15 protein-coding genes and 1 pseudogene are annotated in these 17,932 nt (G+C 72.2%); 14 read left to right on the top strand and 2 right to left on the bottom strand.

The genetic code is table 11. The features are described from left to right. Positions 1-5 precede the first annotated feature (5 nt). From murD to DEH69_RS09730, 10 genes are all read left to right on the top strand, one after another. Positions 6-1,433 (top strand): UDP-N-acetylmuramoyl-L-alanine--D-glutamate ligase, encoded by a 1,428-nt coding sequence (murD, locus tag DEH69_RS09775; RefSeq protein WP_258534571.1) that lies wholly within the window; start codon positions 6-8, stop codon positions 1,431-1,433. A gap of 41 nt (positions 1,434-1,474) precedes the next feature. After that, positions 1,475-2,845 carry a putative lipid II flippase FtsW gene (ftsW, locus tag DEH69_RS09770; RefSeq protein WP_113686526.1) on the top strand — a complete coding sequence of 457 codons (1,371 nt, stop codon included), beginning with the start codon at positions 1,475-1,477 and terminating at the stop codon, positions 2,843-2,845. Between the two features lie 6 nt (positions 2,846-2,851). After that, a complete protein-coding gene (murG, locus tag DEH69_RS09765; protein ID WP_113686525.1) occupies positions 2,852-3,943 on the top strand; it encodes an undecaprenyldiphospho-muramoylpentapeptide beta-N-acetylglucosaminyltransferase in 1,092 nt (363 codons plus the stop codon). Between the two features lie 26 nt (positions 3,944-3,969). Continuing rightward, complete coding sequence (locus DEH69_RS09760; protein WP_113686524.1) at positions 3,970-4,770, top strand: cell division protein FtsQ/DivIB; 801 nt, start codon at positions 3,970-3,972, stop codon at positions 4,768-4,770. 254 nt (positions 4,771-5,024) lie between these two features. Continuing rightward, positions 5,025-6,263, top strand: coding sequence for a cell division protein FtsZ (gene ftsZ / locus DEH69_RS09755; RefSeq protein WP_113686523.1), 1,239 nt, complete (start codon positions 5,025-5,027; stop codon positions 6,261-6,263). Positions 6,264-6,296: 33 nt separating this feature from the next. After that, positions 6,297-7,031, top strand: coding sequence for a peptidoglycan editing factor PgeF (gene pgeF, locus DEH69_RS09750; RefSeq protein WP_113686522.1), 735 nt, complete (start codon positions 6,297-6,299; stop codon positions 7,029-7,031). Continuing rightward, complete coding sequence (locus DEH69_RS09745; RefSeq protein ID WP_113686630.1) at positions 7,028-7,759, top strand: YggS family pyridoxal phosphate-dependent enzyme; 732 nt, start codon at positions 7,028-7,030, stop codon at positions 7,757-7,759. The genes pgeF and DEH69_RS09745 overlap by 4 nt, the downstream gene beginning before the upstream one ends. A gap of 123 nt (positions 7,760-7,882) precedes the next feature. After that, positions 7,883-8,506 (top strand): cell division protein SepF, encoded by a 624-nt coding sequence (locus DEH69_RS09740; protein ID WP_113686521.1) that lies wholly within the window; start codon positions 7,883-7,885, stop codon positions 8,504-8,506. A 72-nt stretch (positions 8,507-8,578) separates the two neighbouring features. After that, positions 8,579-8,863 (top strand): YggT family protein, encoded by a 285-nt coding sequence (locus tag DEH69_RS09735; protein ID WP_113686520.1) that lies wholly within the window; start codon positions 8,579-8,581, stop codon positions 8,861-8,863. 49 nt (positions 8,864-8,912) lie between these two features. After that, on the top strand, positions 8,913-10,139 hold the full coding sequence (locus DEH69_RS09730) for a DivIVA domain-containing protein (RefSeq protein WP_113686519.1): 1,227 nt from the start codon (positions 8,913-8,915) through the stop codon (positions 10,137-10,139). Between the two features lie 81 nt (positions 10,140-10,220). Here DEH69_RS09730 and ileS read toward each other — a convergent pair whose 3' ends face one another. After that, entirely contained in the window at positions 10,221-13,394 is a 3,174-nt protein-coding gene (gene ileS / locus DEH69_RS09725; RefSeq protein WP_113686518.1) for an isoleucine--tRNA ligase, read from the bottom strand. Between the two features lie 517 nt (positions 13,395-13,911). Here ileS and DEH69_RS09720 point away from each other — a divergent pair. From DEH69_RS09720 to DEH69_RS09710, 3 genes and pseudogenes are all read left to right on the top strand, one after another. After that, positions 13,912-14,322, top strand: a pseudogene (locus tag DEH69_RS09720) (TraR/DksA family transcriptional regulator); the annotation flags it as partial. A gap of 99 nt (positions 14,323-14,421) precedes the next feature. After that, on the top strand, positions 14,422-15,060 hold the full coding sequence (lspA, locus tag DEH69_RS09715; RefSeq protein ID WP_113686629.1) for a signal peptidase II: 639 nt from the start codon (positions 14,422-14,424) through the stop codon (positions 15,058-15,060). A 44-nt stretch (positions 15,061-15,104) separates the two neighbouring features. Beyond that, positions 15,105-16,046: an RluA family pseudouridine synthase gene (locus tag DEH69_RS09710; protein WP_113686516.1), complete on the top strand. Its 942-nt coding sequence runs from the start codon at positions 15,105-15,107 to the stop codon at positions 16,044-16,046. A 77-nt stretch (positions 16,047-16,123) separates the two neighbouring features. On the opposite strand, the gene DEH69_RS09705 is transcribed toward DEH69_RS09710, so the two are convergent. After that, the gene (locus tag DEH69_RS09705; RefSeq protein WP_113686515.1) at positions 16,124-17,197 is read right to left on the bottom strand and encodes a mechanosensitive ion channel family protein; all 1,074 of its coding nucleotides are present in this window, start codon (positions 17,195-17,197) and stop codon (positions 16,124-16,126) included. 144 nt (positions 17,198-17,341) lie between these two features. Here DEH69_RS09705 and DEH69_RS09700 point away from each other — a divergent pair, with 144 nt between their 5' ends. After that, positions 17,342-17,929 (top strand): dienelactone hydrolase family protein, encoded by a 588-nt coding sequence (locus DEH69_RS09700; protein ID WP_113686514.1) that lies wholly within the window; start codon positions 17,342-17,344, stop codon positions 17,927-17,929. Positions 17,930-17,932: the final 3 nt, after the last annotated feature.

The following is a 17,932-nucleotide window of genomic DNA, read 5'->3' as shown; positions in this document are numbered from 1 at the left end:
CACGGCTGCCTGCAACGTTCGACGGCCTGCGCGTGACCGTGGCCGGGCTCGGGGTGAGCGGGGTCAGCACGGCCCGCGCCCTGGCCCGGCTCGGGTCGCGGGTCACCGTGGTGGACGGCGGCGACAGCGAGCGCCAGCGGGCGCGCGCGGCCGAGCTGCGCGAGCAGGGCATCGACGTCTGGCTCGGCGACGGCGAGCGGCTTCCCGGGGACACCGACCTGGTCGTCACCTCCCCGGGCTGGCGCCCCGACAGCCCTCTGTTCACCGCGGCGGCGGCCATCGGCGTCGAGGTCGTCGGCGATGTCGAGATCGCCTGGCGGCTGCGCGGCGACGCCGGCCCGCCCTGGCTCGCCGTCACCGGCACCAACGGCAAGACCACCACCGTGCGCATGCTCGCCGCCATCCTCCAGGCGGCGGGCCTGCGCACGGCCGCGGTCGGGAACATCGGCACCCCGCTCGTCGACGCCGTCCTCGCCGACCCGCCCTACGACGTGCTCGCCGTCGAGCTGTCCAGCTACCAGCTGCACTGGGCGCCCTCCGTGCGCCCGCACTCGGGGGCCGTGCTCAACCTGGCCCCCGACCACCTCGACTGGCACGGCTCGATGGACGCCTACGCCGCCGACAAGGGCCGCGTCTACGCCGGGAACCGGGTCGCCTGCGTCTACAACGTCGCCGACCCCGCCACCGAGGACCTGGTCGCCAAGGCGGACGTGGTCGAGGGCTGCCGCGCCATCGGCTTCACCCTCGGCCCGCCAGGGCTCTCCCAACTCGGCGTCGTGGACGGCGTCCTGGCCGACCGGGCGTTCATCGCCGACCGCCGGGAGCGCGCCCAGGAGCTCGCCACCGTCGCCGACGTGAACCCCCCGGCCCCGCACAACATCGCCAACGCCCTGGCCGCCGCCGCCCTGGCCCGCGCCTACGGCGTGGAGCCCGTGGCCGTGCGCGACGGGCTGCGCGCGTTCACCCCGGATCCGCACCGCATCGAGCACGTCGCGGACGTGGCGGGGGTGGCCTACGTGGACGACTCCAAGGCCACCAACACCCATGCCGCCGAGGCATCCCTCGCCGCCTACGCGTCCACCGTGTGGATCGCCGGAGGTCTTGCCAAGGGCGCGACGTTCGACGACCTGGTGCGCGGCGCCGCCGGGCGGCTGCGCGGCGTGGTCCTCATCGGTGCCGACCGCGGCCTGATCGCCCAGGCCCTGGCGCGACACGCCCCGGATGTGCCGGTCGTCGACCTCGGACGGACGGACACTGGGGCGATGGCGGCGGCTGTCCGCGAGGCGACCCGGCTGGCCCGGCCCGGAGACACGGTCCTGATGGCCCCGGCCTGTGCCTCGATGGATATGTTCACCAGTTACAACGAGCGGGGCGACGCCTTCGCCGCCGCCGTCCACGCCCTGGCGGACGGTCAGGGCGCCACCGAGCAGTAGCCCGCGGGAGAAGCCGGCGCGGGCCGAAGGAGGGGCCCACGATGACAGCTGAGCACCCCGCGCCCTCCGCCGCCCGCCGTTCCGTCCCCCCAAGCGCGCGCCGCGGAGGTGCCGTGCGCCCGCGCGCGCCCCGGAGTGAGGCCGCGGTCTACGCCCCGCGCAGGCGCCCGCGCCCGCGTCCACCGCGCGCCCCCCGGCCGCTGGCCAGGCTGCGCCGTGCGTGGGACCGCCCGCTGACGGCCTATTACGTCGTGATGGGCACCGGGCTGCTGATCACCCTGCTCGGCCTCGTGATGGTCTTCTCCGCCTCCCAGATCCAGGCGCTGCGCCACGAGCTGCCCGCCACGTTCTACTTCAGGAAGCAGCTGCTCGCCGCCGTGCTCGGCACCGTGCTGCTCCTCATCGCCTCCCGCGTCCCCGTCAGGCTGCTGCGCGCCCTGACCTATCCCTTCCTGGCTTGCACGGTCGCCCTGCTGGTGCTCGTGCAGGTCCCCGGCGTCGGCGTCGAGGTCAACGGCAGCACCAACTGGATCGCGGTGGGCGGCTCGTTCCAGATCCAGCCGAGCGAGTTCGCCAAGCTGGCGCTCGTGCTGTGGGGCGGCGACCTGCTGGCGAGGAAGGGCGAGAAGCGGCTGCTGACCCAGTGGCGCCACCTGCTGATCCCGCTGGTCCCCGGCGCGCTGCTGGTGTTCGGCCTGGTGATGGTCGGCGGCGACATGGGAACGGTGATGATCCTCACCGCCATCGTCTTCGCCCTGCTCTGGCTGGCCGGCGCCCCCACCCGCCTCTTCGTGGGCGTCCTCACTGCGGCCGCCGCGCTGGGCGCGCTCTTCATCGCCACCAGCCCTCACCGCATGGACCGGCTCGCCTGCCTCGGCGCCACCGACCCGGGGCCCGACGACCGCTGCTGGCAGGCCGTTCACGGCATCTACGCCCTCGCCTCGGGCGGCTGGTTCGGCTCGGGACTCGGCGCGAGCGCGGAGAAGTGGGGCGAACTCCCCGAGCCCCACACCGACTTCATCTTCGCCATCGCTGGGGAGGAGCTCGGTCTTGCGGGGACGCTGTCGGTCCTCGGCCTCTTCGCGGCTCTAGGCTATGCGGGTATCCGCGTGGCCGGACGTACGGAGGATCCCTTCGTGAGGTATGCCGCGGGAGGGGTGACGGCCTGGCTGATGGTCCAGACCGTGATCAACATCGGTGCTGTGCTGGGTCTGCTGCCCATCGCCGGGGTGCCCCTGCCGCTGTTCTCCTACGGGGGTTCAGCCCTGCTGCCCACCATGTTCGCCGTCGGTCTGCTGATCGCCTTCGCGCGCAGCGACCCGGCGGCCAGGGCCGCCCTGGCCACGCGGGGGCCTGGGCTCAAGTGGAAGACGATGAGACGGCGTGCCAGGACGCCGTCCGGAGAGCGGTGAAATTCGGTGCATGTTGTCCTCGCCGGCGGAGGGACCGCCGGCCACATCGAGCCGGCGCTCGCCCTCGCGGACGCCCTGCGCAGGCAGGATCCGACCGTGGGCATCACGGCCCTGGGCACGGAACGCGGTCTCGAGACCCGGCTCGTGCCCGAACGCGGCTACGAGCTCGGCCTGATTCCCGCCGTTCCGCTGCCGCGCAAGCCCACGCCCGAGCTGATCACGGTCCCGGGCAGGCTGCGCGGCACGATCAAGGCGGCGGAGGAGATCATCGAACGCACCAAGGCCGCCTGCGTGATCGGCTTCGGCGGCTATGTCGCCCTCCCCGGCTATCTCGCCGCCAAGCGCCAGCGCGTCCCGATCGTGGTCCACGAGGCCAACGCCCGCCCCGGGCTGGCGAATCGGATCGGCGCGCGCTACACCCGTTTCGTCGCCGTCTCGACCCCCGAGAGCAAGCTGCGGCACGCGCGCTACGTCGGCATCCCGCTGCGCCGTTCCATCGCCACCCTGGACCGCAGCGCGCTGCGGCACGAGGCGCGGCGGTTCTTCGGGCTCGACGCCAACCTGCCGACGCTGCTGGTCTCAGGGGGTTCGCAGGGCGCGCGGCGGCTCAACGAGGTCATCGCCACCGCCGTTCCCGCCCTTCAGCGCTCCGGCGTCCAGGTCCTCCACGCGGTCGGCCCCAAGAACGAGCTGCCGCAGATCGACACCATGCCGGGGATGCCCCCTTATGTCCCGCTATCGTATGTGGACCGCATGGACCTCGCGTACGCGGCGGCCGACATGATGCTCTGCCGCGCGGGCGCGATGACCGTCGCCGAGCTGTCCGCCGTCGGGCTCCCCGCCGCCTATGTCCCGCTGCCCATCGGCAACGGCGAACAGCGGCTCAACGCCCAGCCGGTGGTGAACGCGGGCGGCGGCCTCCTGATCGACGACGCCCAGCTGACGCCGGACTGGGTCAGGGGAACGGTCCTTCCGGTGCTGACCGATCCGGGCCGGCTGCTGGCCATGTCCCGCGCAGCCGCCGAGTTCGGCCGCAGGGACGCCGACGAGCTGCTGGTCGGCATGGTGCACGAGGCGATCGCCGCGCGCCGTTCGTAGCGCGCGACTGGGGAGTTGAAGGACACGTGGCCGGAGCGACGACAGCGCAACGCGGCGGACCGCCCCGCACGTCGGACTCCGGCCGCCGCCCGCCCGCGCGCGGGCGCCGCTGGTTCGGGCGGCCCGGCCCTGTGGCCGCGCTCCTCGTCCTGGCCGCGCTGCTCGGCGGCTTCGGCGCGTGGGCGCTCTACGGCTCGGACTGGCTGCGCGTCGAGCGCGTCTCGGTCCGCTGGCACGAAGGCCCCCGGGTGCTGACCGAGGATCAGATCTTGGAGGTGGCCGACGTCCCCGTCGGGTCGCCGATGGCCTCCCTGGACAAGGGAGCGATCGGCGACCGGCTCCTCGCGGAACTGCCGCGCCTGGCCTCGGTCGACGTGGTCCGCGGCTGGCCGCACGGCGTCACGGTCAAGGTGACGGAGCGCAGCCCCGCCGCGCTGATCGCGGCGGGCGACGCGTTCCGCGAGGTGGACGGGGACGGCGTCGTGTTCGGCGAGCGCGCCGACGCGCTGCCCGGGGTGCCGCTGCTCGCGATGGAGCTGACGGAGAGTCCGAGCCTGCGGCGCTTCGGCGAGGACCGCGTGCGCGCGGAGGCCGTCTCGGTTGTGGAGGCCCTGCCCGGCGCCGTGCGCGAGGACCTTGACGTCGTCCGCGTCGCGTCGTTCGACGCCATCACCCTTGAGTTGTCGGGGGATCGCGTGATCCGCTGGGGGAGCGCGGAGGATTCGGAGGCGAAGGCCACCGCGCTGGTCGCGGTCATGAACGCGGCCGACGGCGCACGGCACTTCGACGTCAGCGCGCCCAGCGCCCCCGCGGCGTCCGGAGGTTGACCCCCGTGCGGCGGCGCAGGCGGCGATCACATAGGGTGAAAAGAAAAACAGGAGGTTCGGCGTGTTCGTTGAACGCGTACCACTTGTCGACTTAGTGTCCGTTCCGAGGAATCCAAGGAACGACGAGCACAGGTAACCCTAAACTTGGGCGTTAGGGTTCGGGACGGCTTATCCACCCGTCCCATCGGCATCCGTCGACGCGCTGCGGCACCCGCGGAGCGGCGACACGTAAATCGAGGCGAGAGGCCTTCGACGTGGCAGCACCGCAGAACTACCTCGCAGTCATCAAGGTCGTCGGTATCGGCGGCGGTGGTGTCAACGCCATCAACAGGATGATCGAGGTCGGTCTCAAGGGCGTCGAGTTCATCGCGATCAACACCGATGCGCAGGCGCTGCTGATGAGCGACGCCGACGTCAAGCTGGACGTCGGCCGCGAGCTCACGCGCGGGCTCGGCGCCGGCGCCAACCCCGATGTCGGTCGCAAGGCTGCCGAGGACCACCGGGAGGAGATCGAGGAGGTCCTCAAGGGCGCCGACATGGTCTTCGTGACGGCGGGCGAGGGCGGCGGCACCGGCACGGGTGGCGCGCCGGTCGTGGCGAACATCGCGCGTTCCCTCGGGGCGTTGACCATCGGCGTGGTCACCCGCCCGTTCACCTTCGAGGGCCGCCGCAGGGCGAACCAGGCCGAGGACGGCATTGCCCAGCTGCGCGACGAGGTCGACACCCTCATCGTCATCCCGAACGACCGGCTGCTGTCCATCTCGGACCGCCAGGTCAGCGTCCTCGACGCCTTCAAGTCCGCGGACCAGGTGCTGCTCTCCGGCGTCCAGGGCATCACCGACCTCATCACCACCCCGGGCCTGATCAACCTGGACTTCGCCGACGTCAAGTCCGTGATGTCCGAGGCGGGCTCGGCACTCATGGGCATCGGCTCGGCCCGCGGCGACGACCGCGCGGTGGCCGCCGCCGAGATGGCCATCTCCTCCCCCCTGCTCGAGGCGTCCATCGACGGCGCCCGCGGTGTCCTCCTCTCCATCTCGGGCGGCTCCGACCTCGGCCTCTTCGAGATCAACGAGGCCGCGCAGCTCGTCAGCGAGGCGGCCCACCCCGAGGCGAACATCATCTTCGGCGCCGTCATCGACGACGCCCTCGGCGACGAGGTGCGCGTGACGGTCATCGCGGCCGGCTTCGACGGCGGCCAGCCGCCGTCCCGCAGCCGCGACAAGGCGCTCGGTGCGTACGGCGCCAAGGAGGAGAGCGTCTCCCCGCCCGCCCCCGAGCGCTCCGAGCCCGAGCCCGAGCGCCCCTCGTTCGGCGGCCTCGGCTCGCTGCCCCCGCGGGAGCCCTCGGTGCTCGACGGACGCGACGCGGGCCAGCCCGAGCAGCAGTCCGACCCGGTCCGCGACCCCAAGGGCTCGCCCCAGGTCCCGTCCGCCCGGCCCTATGACGGCGGGCAGGTCGAGGAGCTGGACGTTCCGGACTTCCTGAAGTAGCCGCGGCGGCCCCGCGCACGGTATGACGTCACAGTGATAGAGCGGCAGTCCACAGCGAGCGGCGCGCACTTCGCCTTCACCGACCGGTGGGGCGGGGTGAGCGCCGCTCCGTATGAGAGCCTGAACGTGGGGGGCGCGGTGGGGGACGACCCCTCCGCCGTCCTGGCCAACCGCAAGCTGGCCGCCGAGGCCGCGGGCCTCGACCCCGCCTCGGTCCGCTGGCTGCGCCAGGTACACGGAAGCAGGGTCGTGGTCGCGGGCGACCCGTGGCCCGACGGGGTCGCGCCCGAGGCGGACGGCGTGGTCACCGCGCGCCGGGGGCTCGCGCTCGCGGTGATCACCGCCGACTGCACGCCGGTGCTTCTGGCCGATCCGGTCGCCGGGGTCGTGGGCGCGGCGCACGCCGGGCGCCCGGGGCTGCTGGCCGGGGTGGTCCCCGAGACGATCGCCGCGATGCGCGCGCTCGGCGCGGAGCCGGGCCGGATCGCGGCCCGCACCGGCCCTTCGGTGTGCGGGCGGTGCTACGAGGTGCCGGGGGAGATGCGCGACGACGCGGAGGAGCGGGTGCCGGGGTGCGCGGCGACGACCCGCGCCGGGACTCCGGCCGTCGACATCCCGGCCGGGGTGCTGATCCAGCTGAACGCCGCGGGCGTCACCGATGTGACGCTCTCCCCGGTCTGCACGCTCGAGTCGGCCGACCACTTCTCCCACCGCCGCGAGCGACCGACCGGTCGGCAGGCGAGCTACGTGTGGCTGGCCGCGTCATGAGCGCGCCGGAGCGGCGCCGGGCCGAACTGGCCGAAGGGCTCGCACGCGTGGAGAGGCGCATCGCCCGCGCGTGCGAGGCCGCGGGGCGCGCGCGGGAGTCGGTGACGCTCGTCGTGGTGACCAAGACCTACCCCGCCGATGACGTCCGCACGCTGGTGGATCTCGGGGTGCGCGACGTTGCGGAGAATCGCGACCAGGAGGCGTCGGCGAAGGCGGCCGCGTGTGCCGATCTCCCGCTGACCTGGCACTTTGTGGGGCAGTTGCAGACCAACAAGGTGCGCTCCGTCCTCTCCTACGCGGACTATGTGCACTCGGTGGACCGCGCGAAGCTGGTGTCCGCGCTCTCCTCCGCTGTCACGAGCGCCGGGCGTGCGCCCCTCAACTGTCTGCTTCAGGTGGCGTTGGAGAAGGAGTCGGGCCTCGGCGGTGGCCGCGGGGGTGTCGCGCCTGACGGCGTGGGCGAGTTGGCGGCCGCGGTCGCGGCCGCTCCGGGGCTGCGGCTCGCCGGTCTGATGACCGTCGCGCCGCTCGCGGGTGCGTACGCCGGTTCGCCGGATGCCGCTTTCGAGCGGCTTGCGGAAATCGCAAGGGACCTGCGCGCCGACCATCCTGCTGCGAACATGGTCTCGGCAGGTATGAGTGCGGACTTGGAGGACGCCGTCGCCGCGGGAGCGACACACGTGCGCGTGGGCAGCGCGGTGCTCGGAGTCCGCCCCGCCCTCGGGTAACGTCGCCAGGCGAGGGCCCCAGAGTCGAAAATATGGTCAATCCCACCTAAGTGGGGCAGGTTACGTGGATCCGCGGCCCGGGCAGATCGGAGCCGATCCACCAGGGAGCGGAGGACGCAGTCGATGGCTGGCGCGATGCGCAAGATGGCGGTCTACCTCGGCCTCGTGGAGGACGACGGCTACGACCGCGCGGGCTACGGCCCCGATGACGAGTTCGAGCCGGAGCCCGAGCCCGAACGGGGCAGGCGCCAGCCGGCGCACGAGCCCCCGCGGCGGGAGCGGGCCGAGGAGCCGGTGCGGGTCGTGCACCCCCCAGCGCCGCGGGAGCCGGAGCCAACACCCGCTCCCGTGCTGGCCGAAAGCAGACGGCCCGGGAGGATCGCTCCCGTGTCTTCCATCACATCCGAACGACAGAACCTGGAGAAGAGCGCGCCGGTGATCATGCCCAAGGTCGTGTCAGAGCGGGAGCCGTACAGGATCACCACGCTCCACCCAAGGACGTACAACGAGGCCCGTACCATCGGGGAACACTTCCGCGAGGGCACTCCCGTGATCATGAACCTCACGGAGATGGACGACACGGATGCAAAGCGACTTGTCGATTTTGCCGCTGGTCTGGTCTTCGGTCTCCATGGCAGCATCGAGCGGGTGACGCAGAAGGTGTTCCTGCTGTCGCCTGCTAACGTCGATGTAACGGCGGAGGACAAGGCCCGCATCGCGGAGGGCGGGTTCTTCAACCAGAGCTGACGACAGGACACCGGAAGACGCTGCTTCGGCCGCCCGGCCGGAGCATGAGACAAGGGGAGAGGGACAGGCAGGATGGGCATCGTTCAACAGGTGGTCCTGATTGCCTTGTACTGCCTGCTCGGCCTGCTGCTCTTTCGCCTGGTCATGGACTACGTGTTCATGTTCGCGCGTTCGTGGAGCCCCGGCAGGGCGATGGTCGTGGCCCTGGAAGCCACCTACACTGTCACCGATCCGCCACTGAAGGCGCTGCGGAAGGCCATCCCACCGTTGCGTTTCGGGGGCGTGGCGCTCGATCTGTCCTTCTTCGTACTCATGATCATCGTCTACATCCTGATCAGCGTCGTGGCCGGGCTGTGAACGAGTACGGTCTAGCCGATATGCCGACGAATTACGTTGAGGTGAAGAGATGCCGCTGACCCCCGAGGACGTGAGGAACAAGCAGTTCACCACCGTCCGACTCCGAGAAGGCTATGACGAGGACGAGGTCGACGCCTTCCTCGACGAGGTCGAGGCAGAGCTGACCCGGCTGCTCAGGGAGAACGAGGATCTCCGCGCGAAGCTGGCCGCCGCGACCCGGGCTGCCGCGCAGAACCAGCAGAACATGCGGAAGCCCGACCCGCAGGACCGCCCGGGCGGGCCCATGTCGGCCATATCGGGTCCGGGTCCCCAGCAGCATCAGCAGCACCAGCAGCAGCACCAGCAGCAGATGGGCGGCCCTCCGCAACTTCCCGCCGGCCCCGGTGGTCCCCAGGGCCACCCCGGCGGTCCTGGCCCGATGGGCCATGGCGGCCCCGGCGGTCCGATGGGCCCCGGTGGGCCGCAGGGTCACCCCGGCGCCCCGGTGCCGATGGGCGGCCACGGCACCCATGGCGGGCAGGCTCTGCCCGGTGGTGGCATGGGCGGTCAGGGACTCGGTGGCCCTCCCGGCATGGGTGGCCCCGGCATGGGCGGTCCCGGCATGCCGCAGCAGCAGGGCGGCAACGAGAGCGCGGCCCGCGTGCTTTCGCTGGCCCAGCAGACCGCGGACCAGGCGATCGCGGAGGCCCGTTCCGAGGCCAACAAGATCGTCGGTGAGGCGCGCAGCCGCGCCGAGGGCCTGGAGCGGGACGCCCGCGCCAAGGCCGACGCGCTGGAGCGGGACGCGCAGGAGAAGCACCGCGTCGCGATGGGCTCCCTGGAGTCCGCCCGCGCCACGCTGGAGCGCAAGGTCGAGGACCTGCGCGGCTTCGAGCGCGAGTACCGCACGCGCCTGAAGTCGTACCTGGAGAGCCAGTTGAGGCAGCTGGAGAGCCAGTCCGACGACTCGCTCGCCCCGCCGCGCTCGCCCGCGGCCCCCTCGCTCCCCGCTCCTCCGCAGCCGTCGCTCGCCTCCGCGGGCGCCCCGGCCGGGCCTGGCGCGGGCATGGGCGGCCACCAGTCCCTCGGCGGAAACCAGCCGATGGGCGGTCATGGCGGCCATGGTGGCCACGGTGGTCATGGCGGCCCCTCGGGCCCGCCCTCGTACGGCGGCCAGCAGCAGATGTCGCCCGCGATGACGCAGCCGATGGCGCCGGTGCGGCCGCAGGGTCCGCAGCCGATGCAGCAGGCTCCCTCGCCGATGCGCGGCTTCCTGATCGACGAGGACGACAACTGACGCGCCTCCGCGCCGCCTGACGGCGTTCGGCATATCACGGGCCGGGGCCCGGACCGCGAGGTCCGGGCCCCGGCCCTTCGGTCATGCGCGCCGCAGGCGGAACGTCGCGCCAAGCACTCCCTCGCCGAACGGCTCGCCCCAGCCCGCGCGTTCACCTTCCCGTTCACCTTCGCCCTCGGCCCCGCCCTCGACCTCGGTGAAGCCGGTGGCCAGCACCTCGGCGGAGATCAGGTCCCGGTGGTCGGCCAGGGCGCGCGCGGTCTCGCCGTCGGTCGCGCTCCAGCGGACCTCGATCCGGTCGGTCACCTCGAGGCCGCTGTTCTTGCGGGCGTCCTGGATCAGCCGGATCGCGTCGCGGGCCAGGCCAGCGCGGCGCAGCTCGGGCGTGATCTCCAGGTCGAGCGCCACCGTCGCCCCGGTGTCGGAGGCCACCGACCAGCCCTCGCGCGGCGTTTCGGTGATGATGACCTCCTCGGGCGACAGGGCCACCTCATCGCCGTCCACCGTGACCGTGGCCGTGCCCGCGCGCAGCGCCGCGGAGAGCGCGGCGGCGTCCGCCTCGGCGATGGCCCGGGCGACCGGCTGGGTGCCCTTGCCGAAACGGCGGCCGAGCGCACGGAAGTTGGCCTTGGCCGAGGTGTCCACGAGCGAGCCGCCCATCTCGGAGAGCGAGGCCAGCGTGGCGACGTTCAGTTCCTCGGCGATCTGTTCGCGCAGGTCGTCGTCGAGTAGCTCGAAGCCCTGCGCCGCGACCAGCGCGCGGGAGAGCGGCTGGCGCGTCTTCACGCCCGACTCGGCGCGCGTGGCCCTGCCGAGCTCCACCAGGCGCCGCACCAGCAGCATGTCGCGCGACAGATCCGGGTCGACCAGCGACGGGTCCGCCTCGGGCCAGGACGCCAGGTGCACCGAGTCGGGGGCGCCAGGGGTCACGGGGACGATCAGGTCCTGCCAGACGCGTTCGGTCACGAAGGGCACGATCGGGGCCATCAGCCGCGTCACGGTCTCCAGCACGTCGTGCAGCGTGCGCAGCGCCGCCGGGTCGCCCTGCCAGAAGCGGCGGCGTGAACGCCTGACGTACCAGTTGGAGAGGTCGTCGACGAACGTGGAGATGAGCTTGCCCGTGCGCTGGGTGTCAAAGTTGTCCATGGCCTGGGTGACCATGTCCGTCAGGGCGTTGAGCTCGCTGAGCAGCCAGCGGTCGAGCAACGGCCGCTCCGCGGGCGCCGGGTCGGCGTCCGACGGGGCCCAGCCGCACGTCCTGGCGTACAGGGCCTGGAACGCGACGGTGTTCCAGTAGGTCAGCAGCGTCTTGCGGACCACCTCCTGGATAGTGCCGTGCCCGACCCTGCGGGCCGACCAGGGCGAGCCGCCCGCCGCCATGAACCAGCGCACGGCGTCGGCGCCGTGCCGCTCCATGAGCGGGATGGGCTCCAGGATGTTCCCGAGGTGCTTGGACATCTTGCGGCCGTCCTCGGCGAGGATGTGGCCGAGGCAGACCACGGTCTCGTAGGAGGAGCGGTCGAAGACCAGGGTGCCGACGGCCATCAGCGTGTAGAACCAGCCGCGGGTCTGGTCGATCGCCTCGCAGATGTACTGGGCGGGGTAACGGCGTTCGAACGCCTCGCGGTTCCGGTAGGGGTAGCCCCACTGCGCGAACGGCATCGCGCCCGAGTCGTACCACGCGTCGATCACCTCGGGGACGCGTGTGGCCGTCGCGTCGCAGCCGTCCTCGGGACAGCCGAAGACGACCTCGTCGATGAACGGGCGGTGCGGGTCGAGGCCCGACTGGTCGGCGCCCGAGAGCTCGGAGAGCTCGGCGAGCGAGCCGACGCACGTGAGATGGCCCGCGTCGCAGCGCCAGATGGGCAGCGGGGTACCCCAGTAGCGGTTGCGGGACAGCGCCCAGTCGACGTTGTTGGTGAGCCAGTCGCCGTAGCGCCCGTGCTTGATCGACTCGGGGTACCACGTCGTCCGCTCGTTCTCCCGCAGGAGCGCGTCCTTCACGCGGGTGGTGCGGATGTACCAGGCGGGCTGTGCGTAGTAGAGCAGGGGGGTGTGGCAGCGCCAGCAGTGCGGATAGCTGTGCTCGTAGGGCAGGTGCCGGAACAGCAGCCCGCGCTCGGCGAGGTCGGCGACCAGCGCCTCGTCGGCCTTCTTGAAGAACTGCCCGCCGACCAGCGGAAGCCCCTCGTCGAACGTGCCGTCGGCGCGCACGGGGTTGACCACGGGGAGGCCATAGGCGCGGCATGTGACGAGGTCGTCCTCGCCGAACGCGGGCGACTGGTGGACCAGGCCCGTGCCGTCCTCGGTGGTGACGTACTCGGCGTTCACCACGTAGTGCGCCTGTGCGCCCCCGAAGTCCACGAGGTCGAACGGGCGGCGGTAGGACCAGCGTTCCATCTCGGCGCCGGTGAACGTCTGCCCCGTGGCCGTCCAGCCGTCGCCCAGCGCGGCGGCGAGCAGCGGCTCGGCGACGACGAGGCGCTCGGTGCCGTCGGTGGCCACGGCATAGGTGACGCCGGGGTGGGCGGCGACGGCGGTGTTGGAGACGAGCGTCCAGGGCGTGGTCGTCCACACGAGCAGCGACGCCTCGCCCGCCAGGGGCCCGGAGACCAGCGGCATGCGCACATAGACCGAGGGGTCGACGACCGTCTCGTAGCCCTGCGCCAGCTCGTGGTCGGACAGGCCGGTCTCGCAGCGCGGGCACCAGGGGGCGACGCGGTGGTCCTGGCCGAGGAGGCCCTTGCCGAAGATCTCCTTGAGCGACCACCACACGGACTCGATGTACTCGGGGTCCATCGTGCGGTAGGCGTGGTCGAGGTCGACCCAGTACCCCATGCGGTTCGTGAGCTCGGCGAACGCGTCGGTGTGCCGCGTCACGGACGCGCGGCACCTGGCGTTGAACTCGGCGATGCCGTACGCCTCGATGTCCTGCTTGCCGGTGAAGCCGAGCTCCTTCTCCACGGCCAGCTCGACCGGCAGGCCGTGGCAGTCCCAGCCCGCCTTGCGGGTGACGTGGAAGCCGCGCATCGTCTTGAAGCGGGGGAAGACGTCCTTGAAGACGCGCGCCTCGATGTGGTGGGCCCCCGGCATGCCGTTGGCGGTGGGCGGGCCCTCGTAGAACACCCAGTCGGGGCGGCCCGCGGACTGCTCGACGCTGCGGGCGAACGTCTTGCTCGCCTGCCACAGCTCAAGCACCTCGTGTTCGAGCGCGGGCAGGTCGACCTGCGCTGGGATGTGGCGGTACTGCGTCATCGGATCGTCCTCCGGCGGACACACGTCGTGATCTCCGACGGAGGGACGAGAGCGAGCGCTCCCGCGGTACCACCCTCCTTGGCCGGGGCGCGTGGCCGCCGTGACGGCCGGTGCCCCTGGCCCGCTCATTGGGCCGCGACGCCGGATCTACTCGCTCGAAGAGCTTTCTGCCGACGGCTCCGGGGTGATCTTCACACCGCGTCCGCCCCCGGGCTCACACCGCCCCCGGGTCGCTCGTGGCGGCTTGACGGCGCTACTCGTCCCCATCAACGCCTTTCGCTGCCCCCAGTGTACGGTCCGCTCGCGGCGGGTGGGCACCGGTTACACCGGGGGCCGGGCGGGGCACAAGGCAGGGAGACCGGCGCGCCCCCGTTGCCGCGCCCACCCGGTCGATTTATCGTTCCGGTCACGATTCGCGAGCAAGATCACACTATGTGAAGGAGCCGACGCCATGGTGGCAGCGAAGAAGGGGACGGCGGGTGAACCGGTTCCCCCGGTGCCGTCGGTCCGCGCCGCGGCGCCGGCCGTTCCCGGCGATCTCGCCGTCAGGTCGGGTGAGGAGCCCTGGACGGCGGCGGAGGTCGCCCAGGCCAGGGACGAGCTGACGGTCGAGGCCGACCGGCTGCGCGGGGAGATCAGGTCCGTCGAGGAGGCGCTGACCGGGCTGATGCGCGACTCGGGCGACGGCGCGGGCGACGACCAGGCCGACACCGGCACCAAGAACGTCACGCGCGAGCACGAGATGGCCCTCGCGAGCAACGCCAGGGAGATGCTCTACCAGACCGAGCGCGCCCTGAAGCGCCTCGAGGCCGGGACCTACGGCCTGTGCGAGAGCTGCGGTAACCCGATCGGCAAGGCCAGGATGCAGGTCTTCCCGAGGGCGACCCTGTGCGTGGACTGCAAACAGAAGCAGGAGCGGCGGCTCTAGGCAGCGTCCGGTGGCCCCCGGCGCCGACGCGTCCGTTGGCCGGGGCGGCCGACGGAGCGGATTTCCGGTGTTCGCACTGGCGTGGCGTACCCTCATCCCGTGAGCGAGGCGGAGCGGACCATCGAGACCCCCGACGACCCCGAGGACGTGGCCGAGGCCACTCCTGAGGCCACCTCGGCGGAGGCCGCCGCGGTGGACGACGAGCGGGAGCCCGGGGGCGGGCCCGAGGACGCGGAGCCGGGCGCGGGGCGCGGCCGGCGGCGGGTCGGCGTGCTGGCCGGGGTCGCGGCGTTCGCGTATCTGCTCGACCTGGTCACCAAGATCATGGTCGTCGAGTGGCTGGAGCACGAGGAGCCGATCGACATCTTCGGCGAGTGGCTCCGCTTCGAGGCGCTGCGCAACGGCGGGGCGGCGTTCGGCATCGGCGAGGCGCTGACTGTCGTGTTCACCTGCATCGCCGCCACGGTCATCGTCGTCATCATCCGGCTGGCCAGAAGGCTGTACAGCGCGCCGTGGGCCGTCGCGCTCGGGCTGCTGCTCGGCGGCGCGCTCGGCAACCTCACCGACCGCCTCTTCCGCGCGCCCGGCGCGTTCCAGGGGCATGTGGTCGACTTCATCGCCCCCAAGTACTTCGCCGTCTTCAACCTCGCCGACTCGGCGATCGTGTGCGGCGGCATCCTCGTCGTGCTGCTGTCCTTCCGCGGCCTCGACCCCGACGGGACCGTGCACCGCGACTGACGCTCCGTCCCTGGGCCATCGCGCCGTCCGGCATACTCGGACGGGTGAGCACCGTTCCCGAGACCCGTACCCTGCCCGTTCCCGAAGGGCTTGAGGGTGAGCGCGTCGACGCGACCCTGGCCCGCATGCTCGGCTTCTCGCGCACCAAGGCCGCCGAGCTCGCCGCCGCGGGGAAGGTCAGGCTCGACGGCGCCGAGGTGGGCAAGTCCGAGCGCGTCATGAGCGGTTCGTGGCTCGAGGTGGAGATGCCCGCGCCCGCGGCGCCGCCCGCGATCGAGGCCGAGCCCGTCGAGGGCATGGAGATCGTGCACGACGACCCCGAGCTGGTCGTCGTGGACAAGCCGGTCGGGGTCGCCGCGCACCCGAGCCCTGGCTGGAGCGGCCCCACTGTGATCGGCGGCCTCGCCGCGGCCGGGTACCGCATCGCGACGTCGGGGGCCGCCGAGCGGCAGGGCATCGTGCACCGCCTTGACGTCGGGACGTCGGGGCTCATGGTGGTCGCCAAGTCGGAGCCCGCGTACGCCCACCTCAAGCAGCAGTTCCGCGAGCGGACCGTGGACAAGCGGTACCACGCGCTCGTGCAGGGCCACCCCGACCCGCTGAGCGGCACGATCGACGCGCCCGTCGGGCGGCATCCGCAGCACGACTGGAAGTGGGCGGTCACCGCGGACGGCAAGCCGTCGGTGACGCACTACGACCTGATCGAGGCGTTCCGCGGCAGCAGCCTGCTCGACATCAAGCTGGAGACGGGCCGCACCCACCAGATCAGGGTGCACATGTCGGCCCACCGGCACCCGTGCGTCGGCGATCTGACCTATGGCGCCGACCCGACGCTGGCCAAGCGGCTGCGGCTGACCCGGCAGTGGCTGCACGCGGTGCGGCTCGGCTTCACCCACCCCGGGGGCGGGCAGTGGGTCGAGTACGCCAGCCGCTACCCCGAGGACCTGAGGACCGCGCTGGAGCGGCTGCGCGCCGAGAGCGCCTGAGCGCCGAGAGCGCCTGAGCGTCGGGAGCGCCTGAACGTCCCTGGCGCGCCGCGTCGTTGGGGCCCTTGCCCAGATCCTCAGATCTTCTCGGGCGACGGGGTGTCGCGCGGGGCCGGGGGGACGGCGGCGGGGGAGGTGGCGACGCGGGGGAGCGCGTAGGGGTGGTTGTCGCGCAGCCACGCGATCAGCTCCTCGCGGACCGCGCAGCGCAGCGTCCAGGCGTCGTCGGCGTTCCGCGCGGACATCGCGGCGCGCACCTGGATCGTGGAGGGCGTCGTGTCGGTGACCACCAGGCTCCAGGCGCGGCCGTCCCAGTCGGGGCGGCCCAGCAGGAACTCCTGGAGCCGCTTGCGCAGCTCGGCGACGGGCGTGGTGTGGTCAAGGTGCAAAAAGACGGTGCCGGTGATCTCGTTGCCGCCGCGTGACCAGTTCTCGTAGGGCTTGCTGTTGAAGTACGACACGGGCATCGTCAGGCGCCGGTCGTCCCAGATCCTGACCGTGAGGAAGGCCATCGATATCTCCTCGATGGTGCCCCACTCGCCGTCCACCACCACGGTGTCGCCGATCTTGACCGAGTCGCCGAACGCGATCTGGAGGCCCGCGAAGAAGTTGCTGAGCATCGACTGGGCGGCCACACCGGCGATGACGCCGATCACACCCGCGGAGGCCAGCATCGAGGTGCCGAGCGCCCGCAGGCTGGGGAAGACCAGCAGGATCACGAACGCGGTGGCGACGACCGCGAGAACCGTGGTCACCACGCGGCGGATCATCGCGAGCTGGGTGCGGAACTGCCGCACGCGCGCCTGGTCGGTCGTGCGCGACTCGTAGCGGGCCAGGAAGTTCTCGGCGACGGCACCGGCCGCGCGTATCGTCAGCCAGGCCGCCGAGAAGATCGTCACCATCGCGAGGGCGCTGCGCACGATGTCGTCGCGCCGCAGATGGAGATCGAACGCGCTGTAGACGACCTGCACGGCCGAGGAGGCGAGCAGCACCTGGAGCGGCATGCGGCAGCGCCGCAGCAGGGACCACAGCTGGGTGTGCGGCTGCCGGGCGTCCGCGACCCGCAGCGCCCGGTCGATCAGCCAGCCGAGCGCCAGCGTCAGCGTGATGGTGCCGACGATGACCATGAGCGGTCGCAGCACGTCCTCCATGGGGTGGATCGCCTCTCCGTCGGGTGTCAGGGGGTACGTGTCGCCGTTCCCACTGCCAGGCTAACGGGCCAGGCCAACTGGCAGGATGTGCCGACGAGACCCACAGGTACCACGGAAGGGCCGATCGACGCCGTGAGCCATGTCATGCTGATCCACTCCGCCTACGGGCCGCGCCCCGCCGTGCGGGAGGCGGCCGACCGCCTGGCCGCCGCGGGGCACCGGGTCGAGGTGCCCGACCTGTACGAAGGGCGCACCGCGGACGCCGTCGAGGCGGGGATGGCGATCAGCGAGGAGATTGGCCGCGACGAGCTGCTGCGCCGCGCGGTCGCGGCCAGCGCGCCGCACGCGGACGAGGGCCTGGTGTACGCGGGGTTCTCGATGGGCGCCTCGATCGCGCAGACCCTGGCGCTCGGCGACCGTGAGGCGCGCGGTCTCGTGCTGCTGCACGGGACGTCCGACCTGGCCGACGACGCCTCGGCCGACGGGCTCCCGGTGCAGCTGCACGTCGCCGACCCCGACCCGTTCGAACCCTACGACTGGCTCAACGCCTGGTATCTGCGGATGCGGCGGGCCGGGGCCGACGTGGAGGTCTACCACTACATGGGCGCGGGGCACCTGTACACGGACCGTGGTCTCGACGACTGGGACGAGGGGGCCGCCGAGGCGACGTGGCGCACGGTGCTGGGCTTCCTCGACGGGCTCGACGCGGGGTCTCTCGACGCGGGGTCTTAGAGC

The sequence above is a fragment of the Streptomyces sp. PT12 genome, assembly GCF_003311645.1.
Lineage (GTDB): Bacteria > Actinomycetota > Actinomycetes > Streptomycetales > Streptomycetaceae > Streptomyces.
The sequence above is the reverse complement of the archived record's forward strand: the minus strand, read 5'-3'. Positions and strand labels throughout refer to the sequence as shown.